This is a genomic window from Phycicoccus sp. Soil748, from assembly GCF_001428025.1.
Lineage (GTDB): Bacteria > Actinomycetota > Actinomycetes > Actinomycetales > Dermatophilaceae > Pedococcus.
On sequence record NZ_LMSC01000012.1, the window covers coordinates 117,458 to 137,939 of the forward strand.

At 71.9% G+C, this 20,482-nt stretch carries 17 protein-coding genes; 9 read left to right on the forward strand and 8 right to left on the reverse strand.

Features of this window, described 5'->3' with window-relative positions; all coding sequences use genetic code 11:
• Nucleotides 1-63: 63 nt before the first annotated feature.
• Entirely contained in the window at nt 64-1,005 is a 942-nt protein-coding gene (locus ASG70_RS16795) for an acetamidase/formamidase family protein (RefSeq protein ID WP_056884990.1), read from the reverse strand.
• Nucleotides 1,006-1,098: 93 nt separating this feature from the next.
• Between ASG70_RS16795 and ASG70_RS16800 the strand changes: the two genes are divergently transcribed.
• The 3 genes from ASG70_RS16800 to ASG70_RS16810 all read left to right on the forward strand — a co-directional run bounded on the left by ASG70_RS16800 (nt 1,099) and on the right by ASG70_RS16810 (nt 6,375).
• Nucleotides 1,099-1,386: a DUF1905 domain-containing protein gene (locus ASG70_RS16800; protein ID WP_056884991.1), complete on the forward strand. Its 288-nt coding sequence runs from the start codon at nt 1,099-1,101 to the stop codon at nt 1,384-1,386.
• A 67-nt stretch (nt 1,387-1,453) separates the two neighbouring features.
• A complete protein-coding gene (locus ASG70_RS16805) occupies nt 1,454-3,889 on the forward strand; it encodes a glycoside hydrolase family 31 protein (protein WP_082590960.1) in 2,436 nt (811 codons plus the stop codon).
• 83 nt (nt 3,890-3,972) lie between these two features.
• Complete coding sequence (locus ASG70_RS16810) at nt 3,973-6,375, forward strand: excinuclease ABC subunit UvrA (protein ID WP_056884992.1); 2,403 nt, start codon at nt 3,973-3,975, stop codon at nt 6,373-6,375.
• A gap of 273 nt (nt 6,376-6,648) precedes the next feature.
• On the opposite strand, the gene ASG70_RS16815 is transcribed toward ASG70_RS16810, so the two are convergent.
• Nucleotides 6,649-7,476, reverse strand: a complete 828-nt coding sequence (locus tag ASG70_RS16815) for a hypothetical protein (RefSeq protein ID WP_156400069.1) — start codon at nt 7,474-7,476, stop codon at nt 6,649-6,651.
• Between the two features lie 242 nt (nt 7,477-7,718).
• Between ASG70_RS16815 and ASG70_RS16820 the strand changes: the two genes are divergently transcribed.
• Nucleotides 7,719-8,624 (forward strand): NADP-dependent oxidoreductase, encoded by a 906-nt coding sequence (locus ASG70_RS16820; protein WP_056884994.1) that lies wholly within the window; start codon nt 7,719-7,721, stop codon nt 8,622-8,624.
• The gene (locus ASG70_RS16825; RefSeq protein WP_056884995.1) at nt 8,621-9,589 is read left to right on the forward strand and encodes an aldo/keto reductase; all 969 of its coding nucleotides are present in this window, start codon (nt 8,621-8,623) and stop codon (nt 9,587-9,589) included. The genes ASG70_RS16820 and ASG70_RS16825 overlap by 4 nt, the downstream gene beginning before the upstream one ends.
• Here ASG70_RS16825 and ASG70_RS16830 read toward each other — a convergent pair.
• Both ASG70_RS16830 and ASG70_RS16835 read right to left on the reverse strand, forming a co-directional pair.
• Complete coding sequence (locus ASG70_RS16830; RefSeq protein WP_056884996.1) at nt 9,559-10,620, reverse strand: hemolysin family protein; 1,062 nt, start codon at nt 10,618-10,620, stop codon at nt 9,559-9,561. The genes ASG70_RS16825 and ASG70_RS16830 overlap by 31 nt on opposite strands.
• Nucleotides 10,617-12,005, reverse strand: a complete 1,389-nt coding sequence (locus ASG70_RS16835; RefSeq protein ID WP_056884997.1) for a hemolysin family protein — start codon at nt 12,003-12,005, stop codon at nt 10,617-10,619. Before ASG70_RS16835 ends, ASG70_RS16830 begins: the two co-directional genes overlap by 4 nt.
• A 252-nt stretch (nt 12,006-12,257) precedes the next feature.
• Here ASG70_RS16835 and ASG70_RS16840 point away from each other — a divergent pair, with 252 nt between their 5' ends.
• Both ASG70_RS16840 and ASG70_RS16845 read left to right on the forward strand, forming a co-directional pair.
• Nucleotides 12,258-13,430, forward strand: coding sequence for an acyl-CoA dehydrogenase family protein (locus tag ASG70_RS16840; protein WP_156400070.1), 1,173 nt, complete (start codon nt 12,258-12,260; stop codon nt 13,428-13,430).
• Nucleotides 13,431-13,504: 74 nt separating this feature from the next.
• Complete coding sequence (locus ASG70_RS16845; RefSeq protein WP_056884998.1) at nt 13,505-13,726, forward strand: hypothetical protein; 222 nt, start codon at nt 13,505-13,507, stop codon at nt 13,724-13,726.
• Between the two features lie 125 nt (nt 13,727-13,851).
• On the opposite strand, the gene ASG70_RS16850 is transcribed toward ASG70_RS16845, so the two are convergent.
• The 3 genes from ASG70_RS16850 to ASG70_RS16860 are packed head-to-tail and all read right to left on the reverse strand — an operon-like array spanning nt 13,852 to nt 15,325.
• Nucleotides 13,852-14,397 (reverse strand): hypothetical protein, encoded by a 546-nt coding sequence (locus ASG70_RS16850; RefSeq protein ID WP_056884999.1) that lies wholly within the window; start codon nt 14,395-14,397, stop codon nt 13,852-13,854.
• 52 nt (nt 14,398-14,449) lie between these two features.
• Nucleotides 14,450-14,887, reverse strand: coding sequence for an SRPBCC family protein (locus ASG70_RS16855; RefSeq protein ID WP_162253936.1), 438 nt, complete (start codon nt 14,885-14,887; stop codon nt 14,450-14,452).
• 30 nt (nt 14,888-14,917) lie between these two features.
• Complete coding sequence (locus ASG70_RS16860; RefSeq protein ID WP_056885001.1) at nt 14,918-15,325, reverse strand: nitroreductase family deazaflavin-dependent oxidoreductase; 408 nt, start codon at nt 15,323-15,325, stop codon at nt 14,918-14,920.
• Between the two features lie 245 nt (nt 15,326-15,570).
• Here ASG70_RS16860 and ASG70_RS16865 point away from each other — a divergent pair, with 245 nt between their 5' ends.
• Nucleotides 15,571-16,242, forward strand: a complete 672-nt coding sequence (locus tag ASG70_RS16865; RefSeq protein ID WP_056885002.1) for a hypothetical protein — start codon at nt 15,571-15,573, stop codon at nt 16,240-16,242.
• A gap of 15 nt (nt 16,243-16,257) precedes the next feature.
• On the opposite strand, the gene ASG70_RS16870 is transcribed toward ASG70_RS16865, so the two are convergent.
• The gene (locus ASG70_RS16870) at nt 16,258-18,495 is read right to left on the reverse strand and encodes an ATP-binding protein (protein ID WP_156400071.1); all 2,238 of its coding nucleotides are present in this window, start codon (nt 18,493-18,495) and stop codon (nt 16,258-16,260) included.
• A gap of 205 nt (nt 18,496-18,700) precedes the next feature.
• On the opposite strand from ASG70_RS16870, the gene ASG70_RS16875 reads away from it, so the two are divergent.
• The gene (locus ASG70_RS16875; RefSeq protein ID WP_056885329.1) at nt 18,701-20,395 is read left to right on the forward strand and encodes a glycoside hydrolase family 13 protein; all 1,695 of its coding nucleotides are present in this window, start codon (nt 18,701-18,703) and stop codon (nt 20,393-20,395) included.
• The last annotated feature ends 87 nt before the right edge of the window (nt 20,396-20,482 follow it).

Genomic DNA, 20,482 nt, shown 5'->3' on the forward strand with positions numbered 1-20,482 from the left:
GTGTCCAGCAGACTGCCCGCGGCAGCCCGGCCTCAGGGCCCTAGGTCCCGCGTCGCGACCCGCTCAGGCGCGGTCGAGCACGCCGGGGGGCAGTGCGTCGTGATGGAGCGTTGCGTGCACGCCCCACGTGCGGTTGGCGACCTGGGTGACGTGCAGGTCGACGACCGCGCTGGCCAGGGCCAGCGCCTGGGGCCGGGGCACGGACAGCAGGTGCTCCAGCCAGGTCAGCATGTCCGACAGCGCGGCGGCGGTGGCGGCGTTGAGGTCGGCGTCGAAGCCGAACGTCAGCCTCGCGTCGGGGGTGAGCGCGTGCACCGACCGCAGGGGCGGGTCGTCGGCGAGGTCGAGCACCAGCTCGGAGGTCATGGGGCACTCGATGGCGGTGCCGCCGACCTCACCGTGGCCCTGCGCGGCGTGCCCGTCGCCGACGGTGAGCAGGGCCCCGGGCACGTTCACCGGCAGGTACAGGGTGGACCCGGCCACGAGGTCGCGGCAGTCGATGTTGCCGCCGCTCTCGGGGCGCGGCGGCACGGTCGACAGCTCGCCGGGGACGTCGCACGCGACCCCCACGACGCCGAGGAACGGCGCGAGCCGCACCTCGTGCCCGAGCTGGTTGCGGGCCACCCCGGCCGCTGCGTCGATGGCGTAGAGCAGGTCGCCGCGGGCGGTGTCGACCCCGAGGCGCTGGTTGAGCCAGGTGTCGGTGCCTCCGGAGGCCGTCCACCCCCACGGGCCCGGGACCAGGGCCGCGAAGTGCACCGACAGGACGTCGCCGGGTCGGGCGCCGACCACCTCCACGGGGCCGGTGAGGCAGTGGCCCTCCCGCGGGACGAACATCCGGGGCCGCTCCTCACCAGGGACCTGCTGGGGCTCGAGGTGGCCACCGGAGTCCAGCGACTCGACCACCACGGTGTCGCCGGGCAGCACCCGCAGGGCCGGCGGGGAGTCTCGGGAGATGGTCTGGACGACGTGGTCGCGGGTGGGCGTGAGGTGGTGGCGGGTCACGGTGACCCAGTCTCACCTGCGCCCGACTGGCCCGCACCTCCGGGTGTTCGCGAGGTGACGGACCTCGCCTGACCGCGCTCCTATCCTGCTTCCATGGAGCTCGAGTTCACCGGTCCCGTGTGGTTCTGGAAGGGACCCGCGCCGTGGCACTTCGTCTCCGTCCCCGACGACGAGTGCGGGGCGCTCGAGGCCGTCTCGGCCCAGGTGAGCTACGGGTGGGGCATGATCCCCGTCGCCGCCCGCATCGGGCGGACGCGGTGGACCACCTCGCTGTTCCCCAAGGACGGTGGGTATGCCGTCCCGCTCAAGTTCGCGGTGCTGCGTGCGGAGGAGATCGAGGTCGGTGACGTCGTCTCCCTGCACCTGACCGTCGACGCCTGAGCCGGTCCGGGGAGCAGTAGCCTCGACCCGCACGCACTGCCCGGCACCCGGCGCGAAAGGCACCACCGTGATCGAAACCGACCACTTCGTCCGCTTCGAACGGGTGGGGGCGGTCACCGAGACCGCTCGCGGCCTGCTCGCCGAGGTCGAGACCGAGCAGCTGCGGGTCGACCTCGTCGCCGACGACGTCGTGCGCGTGAAGATGAGCCGTGGTGGCGTCTTCGACGAGTCGCCCACCTTCGCGGTCTGCGTCGACCCCCTGGCGGCACCGGTCGAGTTCACGGTGGAGCGCGACGACGAGCGGGTGCGTGTGGTCACCCCGGCGATGGTCGTGTCGCTGTGGCTCGACCCGTTCCGCCTGGACGTGCACCGGGCGGACGGCTCACCCGTGGTGGAGACCGCCGCCGACGAGCAGGGTCGCTACTGGGCGTATGCCACGCTCAACGACACCTTCACCCTGCGCCGCCGGTGCCGGCAGGAGGATGCGTTCTTCGGGCTGGGGGAGAAGGGCGGCCGCCACAACCGCAAGGGCCGCGACTTCACCATGTGGAACACCGACGTCCTCAGCCCCAGCGAGACGGTGGAGTTCACCGCCGGCAAGGAGCCGGGCGACCCTCGAGGCGACCGCACCAGCGTCGACTTCGACCCGTTCTACGTGACGGTCCCGTTCCTCTACCACCAGACCTACCCCTCGGGGACGATGTCCGCCTCGTTCCTCGACAACGGCTACCGCGGCGAGTACGAGCTGTCCCCGCACGAGGAGTACCGGGTCACCTTCGCCGGCGGGCAGTACACCGAGTACATCTTCGCCGGGCCGGACATGCCGGCCGTCCTCACGCAGTACACCGCCCTGACCGGTCGCGCCGAGCTGCCCCCGCTGTGGTCGCTCGGCTACCACCAGTGCCGTTGGTTCGCCTACACCCAGGACGCGGTCGAGGAGATCGGCCGCAGGCACCGGGACGCCGAGATCCCTTGCGACGCACTGTGGCTCGACATCGACTACATGGACGGCTACCGCGTCTTCACCTGGGACCGCCAGCGGTTCCCCGACCCGCCGGGCATGTTGCAGCGCCTCACCGACCAGGGGTTCCGGGTCATCACGATCATCGACCCGGGCGTGAAGTGGGACCCGGGCTACCCGGTGTTCGACCAGGGCCTCGAGCGCGACGTGTTCTGCCGCACCGAGGGTGGCGACACCTACATCGGCCAGGTCTGGCCGGGCAACACCGCCTTTCCCGACTTCGTGACGCCCGAGGCGCGCGAGTGGTGGGGCGAGCTCAACGCAGCCCACGTCCGGTCCGGGCTCGCCGGCATCTGGAACGACATGAACGAGCCTGCGACCGGGACCATCCCGTCGCGGGCGATGCGCTTCGGCCACGGAGAGCACCCGCACGAGCGCTACCACAACCAGTACGCCCTGCTCATGGCCATGGGGACGCGGCAGGGGCTGGTCGAGGCGATGCCCGAGCTGCGCACCTTCATCCTCTCCCGGGCCGGCTTCGCCGGGATCCAGCGTTACGCCGCCAACTGGATGGGCGACAACCTCTCCCGCTGGGACCACCTGCGCATGAGCATCGCCATGGCGTCAGGCTTCGGGATCTCGGGCCAGCCCTTCGTGGGGGCCGACATCGGCGGCTTCGCCGGCGGTTCCAACGCCGAGCTGTTCACCCGCTGGATGCAGTACGGCGTCCTGACGCCGTTCTGCCGCAACCACTCCATGATCGGCAACGTCGACCAGTACGCCTGGGCGTTCGGTGACCTCGTGCAGGACATCGTCCGTGAGGCGCTGGGGCTGCGCTACCGGCTGATGCCCTACATCTACAGCGCCTTCGTGCGGTCCTCCGCGACCGGCGAGCCGGTGCAGCGGCCGTTGGTCTTCGACCACCAGTACGACGGCACGGTGCGCGACCTCGACGACCAGTACCTCTTCGGGACCGACCTGCTCGTCGCCCCGGTGACCGAGCCGGCGGCGACCTCGCGGCAGGTCTACCTGCCCGAGGGCGACTGGTACGACTGGCACAGCGGGTCGCTGGTCGGCGGGAGGGGGTTCGTCATCGCCCCGACGCCCATGGACCGCATCCCCCTGTACGCGCGCGGCGGCGCGGTCGTGCCGATGTGGACGGAGGCCCCCGCCTCGACGGCCGGCTACCACCCCGAGGTGGTGGAGCTGCACCTGTTCGTCCCCACCGGCGACGGCGAGCACGTGTCCCGGCTGACCGAGGACGACGGCCTCACCACCGCGTCGCCGCAGGGCGCCTGCCACCGCACGACGTTCACCGTCGTGCGAGAGGGTGGCAGCCTGCGGCTGACGGCGCAGGTCGAGGGCGATGGCTACCCGCAGTTCCGGCGCACCGCCTACCACCTGCACGTCCACGGGGCCGCGCCCGACCGGCTCGAGCTGCAGGGGGAGGGGCTCGACGTCGACGCGGTCCCTGCGGACGGCGACGGTGTCTTCGTGCTGCCCGTGGCGGCACGGCCGTTCACGGCGGTGCTCGAGGTCTGAGGGCGGCTAGCGTGGGTCCCGCCGGGGGACCGCCGGGCGAGGGAGCCCGTCGGCAGCGGCGGGCGCGAGGGGAGACGGAGACGATGGGGACGACGACGGTGGGGGCGACGACGGAGCAGGCGCCGCAGACGGGACGGGTCGCCGACCGCCACGACCTGATCCGGGTCCAGGGCGCGCGGGAGAACAACCTCAAGGACATCAGCGTCGAGATCCCCAAACGCCGGCTCACGGTGTTCACCGGGGTCTCGGGGTCGGGCAAGAGCTCCCTGGTGTTCGCGACCATCGCCGCCGAGTCGCAGCGCATGATCAACGAGACCTACAGCGCCTTCGTCCAGAACTTCATGCCGACCCTGTCGCGCCCGGACGTCGACGTCCTCGAGGGCCTGACGACGGCGATCATCGTCGACCAGGAGCGGATGGGCGCCAACCCCCGCTCCACCGTCGGCACTGCCACCGACGCAAACGCCATGCTGCGGATCCTGTTCAGCCGCATCGGTGTTCCACACATCGGGCCGTCGACGGCGTTCGCGTTCAACGTGCCCACGCGCGTCGCGAGCGGGGTGATGCGCACGGACAGAGGCGGCCGTGAGGAGAAGAGCATCGTCCGCGACGCGGTCTACCAGGGCGGCATGTGCCCCCGCTGCGAGGGCATGGGTGCCGTCAACGACTTCGACCTCACGGCGATCTACGACGGCAGCCGGTCGCTTTCCGAGGGTGCGCTGCTCGTCCCGGGCTACAGCATGGACGGCTGGTACGGCCGCATCTTCAGCGGCGCCGGCCTCCCCATGGACAAGCCGGTCGGCCAGTTCACCGCCAAGCAGCTCGACAAGCTCCTGTACGGCGCGCCCGAGAAGATCCGCGTCGAGGGGGTCAACCTCACCTACGAGGGCGTCCTGACCAAGGTGCAGAAGTCGATGCTCTCCAAGGACGTCGAGGCCATGCAGCCTCACGTCCGGCGGTTCGTCGAGCGGGCGGTGACGTTCACGACCTGCCCCGACTGCGGTGGCACACGGCTGTCCAAGGAGGCGCTGTCCTCGAAGGTCAACGGCAAGAACATCGCCGAGCTCTGCTCGATGCAGATCAGCGACCTCGCGCTCTGGCTCCGCGACCTCGAGGATGCGTCGGTGGCCCCGCTGCTGGGCGGCCTGCGGCACCTGCTCGACTCGTTCACCGAGATCGGCCTCGGCTACCTCTCGCTCGACCGGCCGGCCGGCACCCTCTCCGGCGGCGAGGCCCAACGCACCAAGATGATCCGCCACCTCGGCTCGTCCCTCACCGACGTCACCTACGTCTTCGACGAGCCGACGATCGGGCTGCACCCGCACGACATCGCGCGGATGAACACCCTGCTCCTTCAGCTGCGCGACAAGGGCAACACCGTCCTGGTCGTCGAGCACAAGCCGGAGACGATCACCATCGCCGACCACGTCGTCGACCTCGGCCCGGGCGCGGGCTCAGCCGGCGGCACCGTCTGCTTCGAGGGCACCGTCGACGGCCTGCGGGCCAGTGACACCACCACCGGGCACCACCTCGACGACCGCGCGACCCTCAAGGAGCAGGTGCGCGAGGCGACCCGGGTCATGGAGGTCCGGGGCGCGTCGACCCACAACCTCAAGGACGTCGACGTCGACCTGCCGCTCGGGGTGCTCTGCGTCGTGACCGGGGTCGCCGGCTCCGGGAAGAGCAGCCTGGTCCACGGTTCCATCGCCAAGCGGGACGGCGTCGTCGTCGTCGACCAGGGCGCCATCAAGGGGTCGCGCCGCAGCAACCCGGCGACCTACACCGGGCTGCTCGAGCCGGTGCGCAAGGCGTTCGCCAAGGCCAACGGAGTCAAGCCGGCGCTGTTCAGCTCCAACTCCGAGGGCGCCTGCCCGACGTGCAACGGCGCCGGGGTGATCTACACCGACCTCGGGGTCATGGCGACGGTGGAGTCGACGTGCGAGGAGTGCGAGGGCCGGCGGTTCCAGGCCTCGGTGCTCGAGTACACCCTCGGCGGCAAGAACATCGCCGAGGTGCTCGCGATGCCGGTGACCGAGGCGGAGGCGCTCTTCGGCCCCGGCGGCGCCGCGGCCACCCCGGCGGCGCACAAGGTGCTGGTCCGGCTCGCCGACGTCGGGCTCGGCTACCTCACCCTGGGCCAGCCGCTGACCACGCTGTCCGGGGGAGAGCGTCAGCGGCTCAAGCTGGCGGCGCAGATGGCCGAGAAGGGCGAGGTCTACGTGCTGGACGAGCCGACCACGGGCCTGCACCTGGCAGACGTCGCCAACCTGCTCGCGCTCCTCGACCGCCTCGTCGACTCGGGCCTGTCGGTCGTCGTCATCGAGCACCACCAGGCCGTCATGGCCCACGCCGACTGGATCGTCGACCTCGGACCCGGCGCCGGCCACGACGGCGGCCGGGTCGTCTTCGAGGGCACCCCGGCCGACCTCGTCGCCGCGCGCTCCACCCTCACCGGCGAGCACCTCGCCGCCTACGTCGGCGCCTGACCGCGACCCGGGGGATCTGGCCGGGGGGACGACAGACCCACACCCCAGGCCGCGACAACCGGATCATGCCCCGTCAGGACGCGGCCCAAATCCGGGTCGCGCCCCGCGACGGTCATAGCCCCCTATGCGCTGCGTCGCGGGGCGCAACAACCCCGGGGTTCCCCGCGCATCCGCAGGTCAAACCACCCGCCACGAATCCTCGACCGAACGGATGACCCATGTGGCCCGGCCTGGGGTCACGAAGTCGCGGGATGAGTCCGGTGCGGAGGGGGGTCAGGTCCAGCCGGGGGTGTGCACCGGGCAGCGGTCCGGGGCGTGGGTGCTGTGGCGGCGTACGAGGGTGCGCACCGCCCACCGGATGCGGCGGCGCCCGATGACGAGCACCACCGCCACCCAGAACGCGACGGCCCACGGGCGCGGGCCGACCGGCGGGTGGGGAGGCGGGGCGTAGCCGCCCGCGTCGAGACCCGCCGACTGCTCGAAGTGGTTCTCCGAGCCGGGGTAGACGGTGCTGTCGACGAGGTAGGCGACCGGCAGCAGCCCGATGCCCCCGATGGTGCTGCACACCGCCCACTGGTCGACGTGCCTCGACTCGTGCCTGGCCAGCATCGCCGCGCGGACGGGGTTGATGCGCGGGGTGGGGGAGGACAGGAACACCTCACCCACCATGCTGCCGGGGTGGTCCTTCGACTGCGGCACGAACGCCAGGGTGATCGGCGGGTCGCCCACGCTGCACAGGCCACGGCCACGCACCTCGGCGAAGGCCAGGGCCAGCCCACTGACCGGGGCCGTGAGCACCGAGCGCACCGTCGAGCGCAGCGAGCCCCGGCGCGGCACCTGCGGGTCGATGACGCGCCGCCCCTCGCTGATCGAGACGTCGGCCACGCAGGCCGGCAGCTCCCGGGCCTTCTGCGACGCGCGCAGCCCGAACCCCGTCACCGACAGCGCCGCCAGCAGCACCATGGCGACCAGCAGCCGCCGGTGCCTGCGCTGGCACAGGTCGCACGCCAGGACACGGCGCGGCCGCAGGAACCGCAGCCGCGGCAGGACGAGGACGAGGCCGACGATCCCGCCGCCGAGGAAGCCGACGACCGTCCACACGACCCGCATCCCTGGCGACGTCGGGCGCCGACGTCGCGCACGAGCGGGACTGTCCACTCACATCTCCGGGGAACGGACCCGCGACCGGGTCGACTCTGGCCCGCGGGGGCGTCGCGGACCCTCCCATGATCCCGCGCGCGCGGCGCCCCCACCAGTACCGACCACCGTCCGAGCCGCCCACCTGCTGGGGCGGGGCTGCTCGGGTAGTTTCGCCAGAGAGGCACCGAACGAGGAGACGTCGCATGCGCGCACTGCAGTTCACGGAGTACGGAGGCCCCGAGCGGCTGGAGTGGGGACAGGCTCCCGAGCCGCACGCGGGACCGGGACAGGTGCGCGTGGCCGTGCGCGCCGCCAGCGTCAACCCGATCGACGTGAAGATGCTGTCCGGTGCCATGGCGCAGGACGAGCGCCCCGCCCAGCCGGTGCTGCTCGGGTTCGACGCGGCCGGGGTCGTCGACGAGGTGGGCGACGGTGTCGAGGGAGCTGCCGTGGGCGACGAGGTCTTCGGCCGGGGCAGCGGCACCCAGGCCGAGCTCGCCGTGCTCGACGCGTGGGCGGCCAGGCCCCCGGGCGTCGACTGGGCCGTCGTGGCTGCTGCCGGAGTCGCGGGGGAGACCGCCGAGCGAGGGCTGCGGCTGCTCGGGGTCGAGGCCGGGACGACGCTGTTCGTCGACGGCGGCGCAGGAGGCGTCGGCGCGGTCGCCGTCCAGATGGCCGTGGCCCGGGGCGCCACGGTGGTGGCGTCGGCCAGCGAGGCCAACCACCCGCTGCTGCGCGACCTCGGCGCGACGCCGGTGCTCTACGGCGAGGGTGTGGTCGACCGCGTCACCGACGCCGCCGGTGGCACCGTGGACGCCGTCTTCGACGTGGCCGGCAAGACGCCGGCGGAGGACCTGGTCCGGCTCGTCGTCGACCCGGCGCAGGTCGTCTCGATCGCCAACTTCGGCGCGGGCTCCGCCGGCGCCCGCGTCACCGGCGGTGGCGACGACAGCCGGCCGGTGGAGGCCCTGGCCCTCACCGCCTCGCTGCTGGCCGACGGGCGCCTGGAGATCCCGGTCCAGACGTTTGCCTTCGAGCACGCCGCAGACGCCTACCGCACCATCGCCACCGGGCACGTCCGCGGCAAGCTCGTGCTGGTGCACGCATGAGGTACACCAAGCTCGGTCGCACCGGCCTCGACGTCTCCGCGCTGGTCCTGGGCTGCATGAGCTTCGGCGACCCGCAGCGGGGCAACCACGCCTGGACCCTCGACGAGGAGGCCAGCCGGCCGCTCATCCGCCAGGCGCTCGATGCAGGCATCACCTTCTTCGACACGGCCAACGTCTACTCCGCCGGCAGCAGCGAGGAGATCGTCGGCCGGGCGCTGAAGGAGCACGGTCGTCGCGACGAGCTCGTCATCGCGACCAAGGTGCACGGCCGGATGCACGACGGGCCCAACGGGGCAGGCCTGTCCCGCAAGGCGATCCTGTCCGCGATCGACGCCAGCCTGACCCGCCTCGGCACCGACTACGTCGACCTCTACCAGATCCACCGGTGGGACCCCCACACCCCGATCGAGGAGACGCTGGAGGCGCTGCACGACGTCGTGCGCGCCGGCAAGGCCCGCTACCTCGGCGCCTCGTCCATGTGGGCGTGGCAGTTCTCCAAGGCGCAGCACACCGCCCGCGCCCACGGGTGGACCCCGTTCGTGTCGATGCAGGACCACTACAACCTGCTCAACCGCGAGGAGGAGCGGGAGATGTTCCCCGTGTGCGCGGACGAGGGTGTCGGCGTGATCCCGTGGAGCCCGCTCGCCCGCGGACTGCTCACCCGCGAGTGGGGCACCCGCACCAGCCGCAGCGAGACCGACGAGTTCGGCAAGACCCTGTACGGCGACGACGACCGAGCCGTCGTCGACGCCGTGGGGCAGGTGGCCGAGGCGCGCGGCGTGCCGCGTGCGCAGGTCGCCCTGGCGTGGGTGATGCGCAACCCCGTGGTCACCGGCCCGATCATCGGCGCCACGAGACCCGGCCACCTCGAGGACGCCGTGGCAGCGCTCGACCTGGTGCTCGACGACGCCGAGGTGGCCCGGCTCAAGGGGGGCTACCTGCCCCACGCACCCGCCGGCTTCTGAGGCGCGGGGTCCAGGGGCGCGGGGTCCTGGGGCCGGGGGAGCAGCCGGTCGAGGATGTCGGGCACCCCGACGACGCCGAGGGTGTCACCGGCCTCGTCGGTCACCACGAGCAGCTGGGTGCTGGTCTGGCGCATGTGGCCGAGCGCCTCGTGCACCAGGGCGCTGCCCGGCAGCGTCTCGGCGGGACGCACGACCTCCGCGACGGGCAGGTCCGGCGCCGCGGTGAGCACGTCCCGGACGTGCACCACGCCGCGTACGGCGCCGTCCTGGCGGACCAGCAGCCGCAGGTGCCCGGTCCGATAGGAGACCTCCCACAGGTCGCGTGCGGTGGCGTCGCCGTCGACCGTGGTGACGGGCGCGCCGGGCCGGAGGAGCTCGCCGAGCGTGAGCGTCTGCAGCTCGAGCGCCCCGGCGAGCTGGGCCGAGTAGCCGGTGTCCAGCACGCCCATCTGCGAGGAGTGCTCGACCAGGTGCCGCAGGTCCTCGGGGCTGCGTCCGGACACGACCTGGTCGGTGGGCTCGACGCCGACCCGCCGCAGGCACCAGTTGGCGACGGCGTTCAGGGCACGCAGCAGCGGACGGGTGAGCCACATGAAGCCGCGCATCGGCAGCGCCAGCAGAGTCGCCGACCGCTCCGGGTGGGAGATGGCCCACGACTTCGGCGCCATCTCCCCGACGACCAGGTGCAGGAACGTCACCACCAGCAGGGCCAGCACGAACGCCAGGGAGTCGGCCGCCCAGGAGGGCAGCGCGGTGGCCTCCAGCGGCGGCAGCAGCCAGTGGTGGACCGCGGGCTTGGTGACGGCACCGAGCGCCAGCGTGCACACGGTGATGCCCAGCTGCGACCCGGCGAGCAGCAGCGTCAGCTCGTGCGAGCTGCGCAGGGCGGCCCGGGCGGCGCGGCTGTGGTGCGCCGCATCCTGCAGGCGGTGCCGCTTCGCAGCCATCAGGGAGAACTCGACGGCCACGAAGAACGCCGAGAGGCCGATGATGGCGACGGTCGTGGCCAGGACGACCCACGGGTTGCTCACGACCGCTCCTCGGTCAGGGCCGCGGCCGGGTCGGCCGCCTCCGCGATGCGGACCCGGACGGTCGCGGGCACGTGGCGCTGGACGGTCAGCACCTCCACGTCGGCGACGTACGGCGTCGGCTCACCCTCGCCGGCCAGCTCGGCGGCGTCGAGGGGCAGAGGCACCACGACGTGCTGGCCGGGCCCTGGCAGGGCGCCGTGGTGGCCGATGACCAGTCCCGAGAGGGTCTCGTAGTCGCCCTGCGGCAGGTCCCGACCCAGGAGCCGCTCGGCCTCGTCGACGGGCAGGTCGGCGGCCAGCAGCCACGACCCGTCCGGCTGGGCCGCGGGGACCGCTACCCGGTCCACGTCGTGCTCGTCGGTGAGCTCGCCGACCAGCTCCTCGGCGCAGTCCTCGAGGGTGAGGATGCCGGCGAAGCTTCCGTACTCGTCGATGACGCAGGCCAGCTCGCGGCGGCCGCCCACGAGGATGCGCACGACGTCGGGCAGCGCCATCGACTCCGGCACGACGACCGGTGGCTGCATCAGTTCCGTCGCCCGGCGCCGGTCGTCCGAGGCCGTGGCCAGCACGTCGTGCAGCTCGACGACGCCAAGGACCTCGGTGCCCTCCGCGTCGAGGACGGGGTACCGCGAGTGGCCGGCTGCCATGAGCGCCCTGACGTCGGCGACGGTGTCCTCGGGGCCGACGACGTCGACCCGCACCCGGGGCACCATCGCGTGCCCGGCGTCCCGCGTGGGGAAGTCGAGGATGCGGTCGAGCAGCAGCGACAGCTCCGGCGACAGGTCGCCGGTCTCGCGCGACTCCGCGACGATGTGCTCGAGGTCCCGGGCGCTGGCCGAGTGCTCCACGTCGTGCACCTGCTCGATGCGGAGCAGTCGCAGGAGGGCCGTCGAGGCGCGGTCGAAGACGTGCACCAGCCAGCCGAACACGCCCAGGTACAGCGTCGTCGAGCGTCCCAGCCACAACGCCACCGGCTCGGGGCGGGCGATGGCGAGGTTCTTGGGGAACAGCTCGCCGAGCACCATCTGGACGACTGTCGAGAAGCCCAGGGCCACGACGGCGCCGACGGCCAGGCCCACACCGGTAGGCACGTCGACACCACCGAGCAGGTCCGACAGCGACTCGCCGATCAGCGGCTCGGCGACGTAGCCGACGACGAGGCCGGTGACGGTGATCCCGAGCTGTGCGCCGGACAGCATGAACGAGGTGCGCCGCGTGACCGCCAGGGCCCGCGCCGCCGCGGTGTCACCGGACGCCGCCCGCGCGGCGAGGCGGCTGCGGTCGACCGCGAGGTAGGCGAACTCCTGGGCCACGAAGTAACCGGTGAGCGCGGTGATGAGCAGGACGACGAGGATCCCGAGGAGGAGGGACAGCACGGCGGTCACGCGTCAGCCCCGGTGCAGGAGGGGTCGGACGGGGCGTCGCCGCGCTGTCCCGGCGTACTGGGGGGTTCCATGCGTCTCCGTGGTCGGCGGCCTCGGGGCCGTGGGCTGGTCGCGTCAGGTGGCTCGCTGTGGCAAGAGGTCGTTCGCTGGGGCCAACGACGACCCCGGCGGTCCGGTTCCACCTAGGGTGGGCCGCACCGAGCGGCTCGTCACGGGACCGCCACGTCGACGACGACTCCCCGGAGGCACCGCATGGCCGTGCAGACCACCGACTTCTACGGGCTCGAGGATCTGCTCGACGACGGGGAGCGCGAGATCCTGCACCGGGTCAGGGAGTTCATGGCCCGCGAGGTGGCGCCGATCATCACGGACCACTGGGTGCGGGCGACCTTCCCCTTCGAGGTGGTCCCCGGACTGGCCGCGCTCGGCACCGCCGGGCTGGCCTCCGACGGCCCGGGTGGCGGACGTCGCCGCTTCCTGCTCGACGGCATGATCGCGATGGAGATGGCGCGGGTCGACCCGTCTATCGCCACGTTCCACGGGGTGCACAGCGGGCTGGCCATGGGGTCGATCCTCCTGTGCGGTTCACCGGAGCAGCAGGAGCGCTGGCTGCCCGCGATGGCGCGGTGGGAGAAGATCGGCGCGTTCGGGCTGACCGAGCCGGAGGCCGGCTCCGGGGCGGCCGGGGGCCTGACGACCACCGCCACCCGCGACGGTGACGAGTGGGTGCTCGACGGCGAGAAGAAGTGGATCGGCAACGCCACGTTCGCCGACCTGACGGTCATCTGGGCACGCGACACCGCCAGCGACGAGGTCCTCGGGTTCGTGGTCGAGAAGGGTGCGCCGGGCTTCACCACCGAGGCCATCGGCGACAAGATCGCCCTGCGCGTGGTGCAGAACGCGCACATCACCCTCGACGGCGTCCGCGTCCCCGAGGCCGACCGGCTGCAGGGCGCCCGCTCGTTCGACGACACCGGGCGGGTGCTGCGCGCGACCCGCGCCGGGGTCGCCTGGATGGCCGTCGGCTGCGCCCTGGGCGCCTACGAGCACGCCCTGGCCTACGCCAAGGAGCGAGAGCAGTTCGGTCAGAAGATCGCCGGCTTCCAGCTCATCCAGGACCTGCTCGTCCAGATGCTCGGCAACACCACCGCCTCGGCAGCGCTCTGCGTCCAGCTGAGCCGCCTGCAGGACGCCGGCGAGGAGACCGACGCGCAGGCCTCGCTGGCCAAGGCCTTCTGCACGGTGCGCATGCGCGAAACGGTCGGGTATGCGCGAGAGCTGTTGGGCGGCAACGGGATCCTGCTCGACCACCAGGTCGGGCGCTTCGTCGCCGACGCCGAGGCCATCTACTCCTACGAGGGCACCCGCGAGATCAACACGCTCATCGTCGGCCGCGAGATCACGGGCGTCGGCGCGTTCGTCTGACGAGGCGACCGAAATGGAGGCGATCCCCTCGACAAACCGGCGATTGCCGAGCTGGTCCGAGAGATACTGAAGGGGTGTACACCTCCGTGCTGGGTGGCCTACTCGTGGTCGTGGTCCTCGGCGCTACCAGCCTCTGGGTGCTGCAGGATGCCCGTTCACGGGTCCAGCTCCACCGCCCGGTCGTCGCGACGTTCGGTGGTCTCACGGTTGAGAGGCCGGAAGTGTGGGCGGCCTTGTGCCTGCTGCTCGTGGTGCTGTTCCTGCCGCTCTACCTCGTGGCCCGGAGCGCGCAGTGAGCCAGCACGGCTCCTGCGCTTCCTCATCGGCCTGACCCCGCGGCAGCGGACGTCGCGCTCATCGTCATGACGTGTCCGGTCTCCGGCTGCACGGCCGTCCAGTGCTGTGGAGAGTCCACATGCGGTCACGAGAACAGGAGCACCGCGAGCAGAGAGATCCACACCACGAGCGCGACATAACCGGCTGCGAGGGCGCCGGCGAGAGTTCGGGAGGGCCGCGCCGTCGTCCCGAGGTCGCCCCCCAGCAGAAGGAGGCTGCCGGCTACACCCAGCCAGGCGACCGCGGGCCAGGTGCGGTCGACCACCATGAGGCCGCTGAGGACGAGAGCGCCGCCCATCAGCCCTGACCGGCCGGACAGCTTCGTGATCACCAGAAGCGGGACCCCTAGGACAGGCTGGGCGATGGCGAGCGTCATCCACCAGGCATGGCTGGTGGCGGGCCCGGGCCAGAAGCCGGCATACGTCGCCCCGACGAGCAGGAGCAGCGCGACGTCAACGGCTCGGACGCCGCGCAACGCGTCGCGGGGGGTGACCCGGTACCGCGCGTTGAACCCGAAGAAAACCGTCAACCAAGGGGACCACCGGGCACGGCCCAACGCCATGTGTGGGACCCCCGCGAGCAGTGTGGCGGCCGCGAGCACCGCAGCCATGCCGCCGAGCACACGGATCACGGCGGTCCTGCACCTTGGGCTGCCAAGTAGTGGCGCACAGTTCGCCGCCAGCTCAGCGCCGACCGGACTCGATGTACCGCTTGAGCCCCTCCCAGTTGCGACACTCCCATCGCGGTCCGATCAGGGCCAGTACTGGCGTCAGGAACTTGCTCGGTCCGGTCAGTCTCATGTCCCAGTCCCACCACATCAGTGTCCCGTCACCCTGGGCGCTGAAGTGGAGCATGCCGTCGACCTGCATGTACGACGACCGGATGACGTTGTGCAACTGGTGCGGCCTGTCGTACTCCAGCACCTCGACCGTCATGACACCTTTGGCGCCTGCTCCCAAGGGTTGTGCGGCGAAGCGTGAGCCCTTTCCGATCGAACCACCGGTCAGCTGCTCGGCGTGAGCGATCCTCGGGTTGTACTTGGGCTCGTTCCGTTCGTCGGCGACCACGTCGAACACCTCCTCGACGGGAGCGTCGATCGCGACCTCACCGCGGATGTGCACCATCGCGTACTCCTTCACGTTGAGCCCGCGTCAGGTCGTCTGGCCTGCCCGGACGACCTGGAAGACCGGATGGTCCGCTGGGGCAGGCATCTGGGCGAAGCACCTGTCCACGGAGTGGCCGGCGACCGCGCGGTACCGCGCGATGATGGCTTCTCGCTGCTCGGGTGGGACCTCGCTCGCGTTGAAGTTCTCGGCGTGACCCTTTCGGCTCAACGCGCCTCTTCCGGCAGCTCTGAGGTTGCGCACCCAGTCGGACTCGCCGTACGGGGACACCAGATAGTGCTTCTCACCGATATCGACGGGGATGACCGGGACCTTGCGAGGTCTGCCAGTGCGACGACCGGTGACGGTGAGCGTGGCGACGCCGCGTCCGCCGAGCCGCATGGCCAGCGGATTGGCAACGTGCCGCGTCAGTGGCGGCGGCTTCAGGTATGCCATGGTGACTCCCTCCCGATGATGCATCGGCATCGTCTCCCCGGCGCGAGAGCGCTGCGCAGTGCCGGAGGTCCTGCTCCTTGCTGGAGCGGGCGGCTGGCCGGCGAGTACAGGACCTTCGCCCCGGTGGCGCTGCCAGCGGCCGCAGGCAGGCTGTTGACATGAGTGCGCCACCGACCGGACCGTCCGGACCGCGCGAACAGGGATCAACCGCTGCAGCCCGCACACCGGCTGTCCCACGGCTGCTCATGGAGCAGTTCTCGCCTCACTTCGACATTGCCGTCGTGCACTCCGAGGTCTTCCGGGCAGTCCCTGCCGACTGCTACCGGGCTGCCACGCAGGTGGACCTCTTCGAGGCCCCCTTGGTTCGGGCTCTGCTCGGCATCAGAGCCCTGCCACGACATATCGCGGGAAGGCTGAAGGTGCGCCCCTCGGCGACTTCGGCTCGAAGCACATCGCCGCCCACCTTTCGGCTCAAGGACCTGGTCGGTCTGGGTGGGATCCTTCTCGGTGAGACACCAGGTGTCGAGATGGTCCTCGGTCAGGTGAGCCGCCCCTGGAGGGCGGTCGCAGACCCCGCCGACGCACCGACCGCGCCAGATGGGTTCACCCACTTCGACAAGCCGGGGTACGCCAAGATCACCGCCGGCCTGAGGATCGATCCCTACGGGAACGACTCATCGATCCTGACGATCGAGACACGGGTGGCCCTGACGGACGAGGAGAGCCGGCGCCGATTCAGGCGGTACTGGCTCCTGATCGGCCCCTTCAGCTCCTTCATTCGCCGCATGGCGTTGCGCCTCGTGGCGACCGAGCTCGACAGGGGACGTCCGGTCGTCGGTCGGGACATCCGGAACTCAGCAGGTCCGGTGCGCGCGCAGGCAGGCGGCGAGCAGTCTCAACAGCGAGACACCCAGTGAGGTGCGACGGACCGGTCAGCGCGAGTAGCTGGGGTCGACGTCGTCGGTCTCGATGTCGACCGGGTCGTCCTTCTGGGGGCCGTCGGCGAGGGGGAGCGTGATGGAGAAGACCGACCCGCCGCCGGGCCGTGGTGCGTAGCCGACCTCACCGTGGTGCGCGTGGGCGATGGAGCTGACGATCGTGAGGCCGAGGCCGGTGCCCTGGATCGCCTCCGACTGGGCCGTGCTCGAACGGAAGAAGCGCTCGAACAGTCGGTGGGCCTCCGCCTCGGGGACCCCCATACCGGTGTCCTCGACGGCGATCCGCACCTCACCGATGTCCACCCGGAGGCGGACCGTGACCTCGCCGCCTGCAGGCGTGAACTTGATCGCGTTGGAGATGAGGTTGATCAGGGCCCGCTCGAGCTGGGCCGCGTCGCCGAGGACGTGGAGGCTCCCGCTCGGCGCGGCGACGGCGAGCCGCAGGCCGGCGTCGAGGGCCTGCTTCTCGAGGGACTCGCAGGCCGCCCAGGCGCAGGACCGGACGTCGACCCGGCCCAGGGTGAAGCTGAAGCTCCCGGCGTCGACCCTCGACACGACCAGGACGTCCTCGATGAGGCTGAGCAGGCGACCGGCGTTGCGCTGCACCTTCTCCACCATGCCGAGCTGCAGCCGGTCGAGGTCTCCCGCGTCGCCGGTGGCGAGCATCTCGGCATAGCCGATGACGCTGGTGATGGGGGTCCGCAGCTCGTGGCTGATGTTGGTGACGAAGTCGTCCTTGGCCTGGTCGAGCTCGGTGAGCCGCTCGACCGCGCGGCGCTCCTTCTCCAGCGCGGAGCGCAGCTGCTCCTCGGCGGACCGGCGCTCGGTGACGTCGACGAGCTGGGCGGTGTAGAGGTCGGCGGAGTACTCGATGAGGGGGGAAAGGGTGACCTCGAGCCAGGCGTGCGAGGGCGGTGCGACCCGGACCTCGCCCTGCCACCCGGTGGCGTCGGGCGGGAGCGGGCCGTGGACCGGGGCCGGCAGCACGTCGTCGACCAGCCGTGCACTCGCGGGGCCGAGCAGCTGCGACCAGCTCTGGCCGAGCAGGTCGTCCTCCGTGCGCCCGTCGCCACCGGTGAGCAGCCGCAGCGCCACGGCGTTGATCTCGACGACGCACAGGGCGTGCTCCTCGCGCTTGAGCAGCAGCATCCCGACGCGGGCACCGTTGAAGCCGTGGCGGAACAGCGCCTCGCTGCGCTGCAGCTCGGTCATCGTCTCCTGCCGCTGGCGGATGGCGACCGACAGGGGCAGCACGAGCAGGGCCGCGCACACGACGAACGCCTGGACCAGCATCGAGACGACCTCGGGTGGCCGGCCCGCCGAGATGTGCGCGAAGGGCCCGCCACCCAGCGCGCTGAGCACGGTGGCGAGGACGCCGGCCGTGACGAGCTGGGCGTACACGGTGCGCTGGCCCATGCGCACGGCGCCCCACATCAGCGGGACGAAGGGCACGAAGGCGAGAGGAAGGCTCTGCCGCGGCGCGAACACGGCCACGACCACGGCGACCAGGACCAGCCACTGCGCGACGCGCTCGGCGCGGCGCCGCTCCGGCGCGGGTGAGGACCCGAGGAACCAGGGGAGCACCAGCAGGAGGGCGGCGGCGTGCGACGCGCCCACCGCACGGCCGACGGCGAAGAGGTCGGCGCCCTCGCTCACCGCAGCCGTGACCCCGGCGCCGACGGCGATGACCGCCGCACCGGCGGCGCAGGCCTGCAGGAACTTGCCGAGCCCGGCCATGCTGGCCAGCGTCGAGCGAGCGCCCCCGGCGCGCAGGAGGAGCAGCGTGACGACCACGGTCTCGAGGAGGTTCGACACGGCATACCCGATGGACACCGCCAGCGTGCGGCCGCCGAGGAGGTTGGCGACCACGGAGATGGCGAGCAGCCCGAGGGCCATGAGCCAGCGCCGCGTGCCGCGCGTCCACAGGAGGGCGACGACCGACAGGCCCGACGCCGGCCACCACGCGGCCACGTGAGAGCCGGCCGGGGCCAGGACCACGGAGGTCGTCATCAGTGCGAACACGCCGGCCAGCAGCACCACGAACGTCAGCACGTCACGGGTCGCGGCGGGCAGGGACCAGTACCAGCCCTGCATGCCGTGCTGCCCGGCCGACCCCGTCGGAGGCTTCGTCGCCGGCGCGCCGCGCTCGACGAGGCGCAGCGAGGCGGGGCGCTCCTGGGTGGGGCGCTCCGGGGTGGGGCGCTGAGCACGGCGCTCAGGGGTGGGGCTCACCGGCGGCGACCCGTCCTCGAGGTGACGGAGCCGCACGCGAAGGACACAGCTGACACCGGACTCCTCGGATCACCCCTCGTGGACGCGGGCCAGTCTGCCGCACCACCACCGTTCGGGCGGTCATTTCCGCGGTTGCGTCCACTAGGTTCGGGACCGGGCCAGGCGCAGGCGCCGGCCGTGAGCCGCAGGAGGAGCCATGAGTGCCATGAGCAGCGCGCCCCAGTCACAGGCACCCGAGGCAGGAGGGCCTGCGGGTGGCACCTCCCCGGCTGACGCGTGGTGGCGCAGTGCGGTGATGTACCAGGTGTACCCGCGCAGCTTCGCCGATGGGAACGGCGACGGGGAGGGCGACCTGCTCGGGCTGCGTGAGCGGCTGCCATACCTCGCCGACCTCGGGGTGGACGGGCTGTGGATCTCGCCGTGGTTCCCTTCGCCGATGGCCGACGGCGGCTACGACGTCAGCGACTTCCGCGACATCCACCCCATGTTCGGCACCCTCGCCGACGCGGACGCGGTGCTGCGTGAGGCCCACGACCTCGGCCTGCGCGTGATCATCGACCTGGTGCCCAACCACACCTCCGACCAGCACCCGTGGTTCCTCGCGGCCCTCGCCGGCGGCCCGCAGGCGCCGGACCGGGCGCGGTACTTCTTCCGCGACGGCCGCGGCGACTCCGGCGAGCTGCCGCCCAACAACTGGATCAGTGCCTTCGGCGGCCCTGCGTGGACCCGGGTCACCGAGCCGGACGGGTCGCCGGGGCAGTGGTACCTGCACCTCTTCGCCCCCGAGCAGCCCGACCTCGACTGGACCAACCACGAGGTGCTCGAGGACTTCGACGAGGTGCTGCGCTTCTGGTTCGACCGTGGGGTCGACGGCCTGCGCATCGACGCGGCGCCCGCGATGTCCAAGAAGGCAGGGCTGCCCGACGCCGACTACGGCGGTGTCCTGCAGTTCCGCACCGTCGACTGGGACGACAACCCGCACTGGGACGTCGAGACCGTGCACGACATCTTCCGGCGCTGGCGGGCGATCGCCGACACCTACGACGGCGACCGGGTCTTCGTCGCCGAGGCCGTCGTGAGCACGGCCGAGCGGCTCAGCAACTACCTGCGCCCGGACGAGATGCACACGGCGTTCAACTTCCCCTACCTCAAGGGCCCGTGGGAGGCCGGGGCGCTGCGCGAGGTCATCGACGCCACCCTCGACTCGTTCACGCCACGCGGGATCCCGTCCACGTGGGTGCTGACCAGCCACGACGAGACCCGCCCCGTGACCCGCTACGGCAGGAAGACCACGAGCTCGTACTTCATCACCGACGGCGAGGGGGAGGTCCCCGACCTGGCCCTCGGCACCCGGCGTGCCCGCGCTGCGGCCATGCTGATGCTCGCGCTCCCCGGTGGCGCCTACATCTACCAGGGCGAGGAGCTCGGCCTGCCCAACGTGGACGACCTGCCCGACGAGGTGCTGCAGGACCCGATGTTCCTGCGCAGCGGCGGGCAGATGCGCGGCCGTGACGGCTGCCGCGTGCCGCTGCCGTGGAGCGGGCAGGAGCCGCCGTTCGGCTTCTCCCCGCAGGGAGTGCGCCCGTGGCTGCCGCAGCCGGCCGGATGGCGCGAGCTCACCGTCGAGGCGGAGTCGGCCGACCCGGCATCCATGCTGCAGCTGCACCGGGCTGCCCTGCGGCTGCGCCGCGAGCTGCCCGGCCTGCACGAGACCGGCCTCACGTGGCGCGACTCGCCCGAGGGGGTGCTCGACCTCGAGCGGGGTACGGCGCTGCGCTGCGTCGTGAACCTGTCGCGGGCACCGTACGCGCTGGGCTCGGAAGCCGTTCTGCTGTCGAGCAGTCCGCTCGAGGACGGGGCGCTGCCCGTCGACGCGGCAGCGTGGCTGCACGTCGGGTGAGGCTCGGCGGGACGGTCGTCCCCGGGCCGGCTGACGACCTTCTGCACCACCTCTGCCGCACCTCTGACGCACCTCTGCAACAGCCTT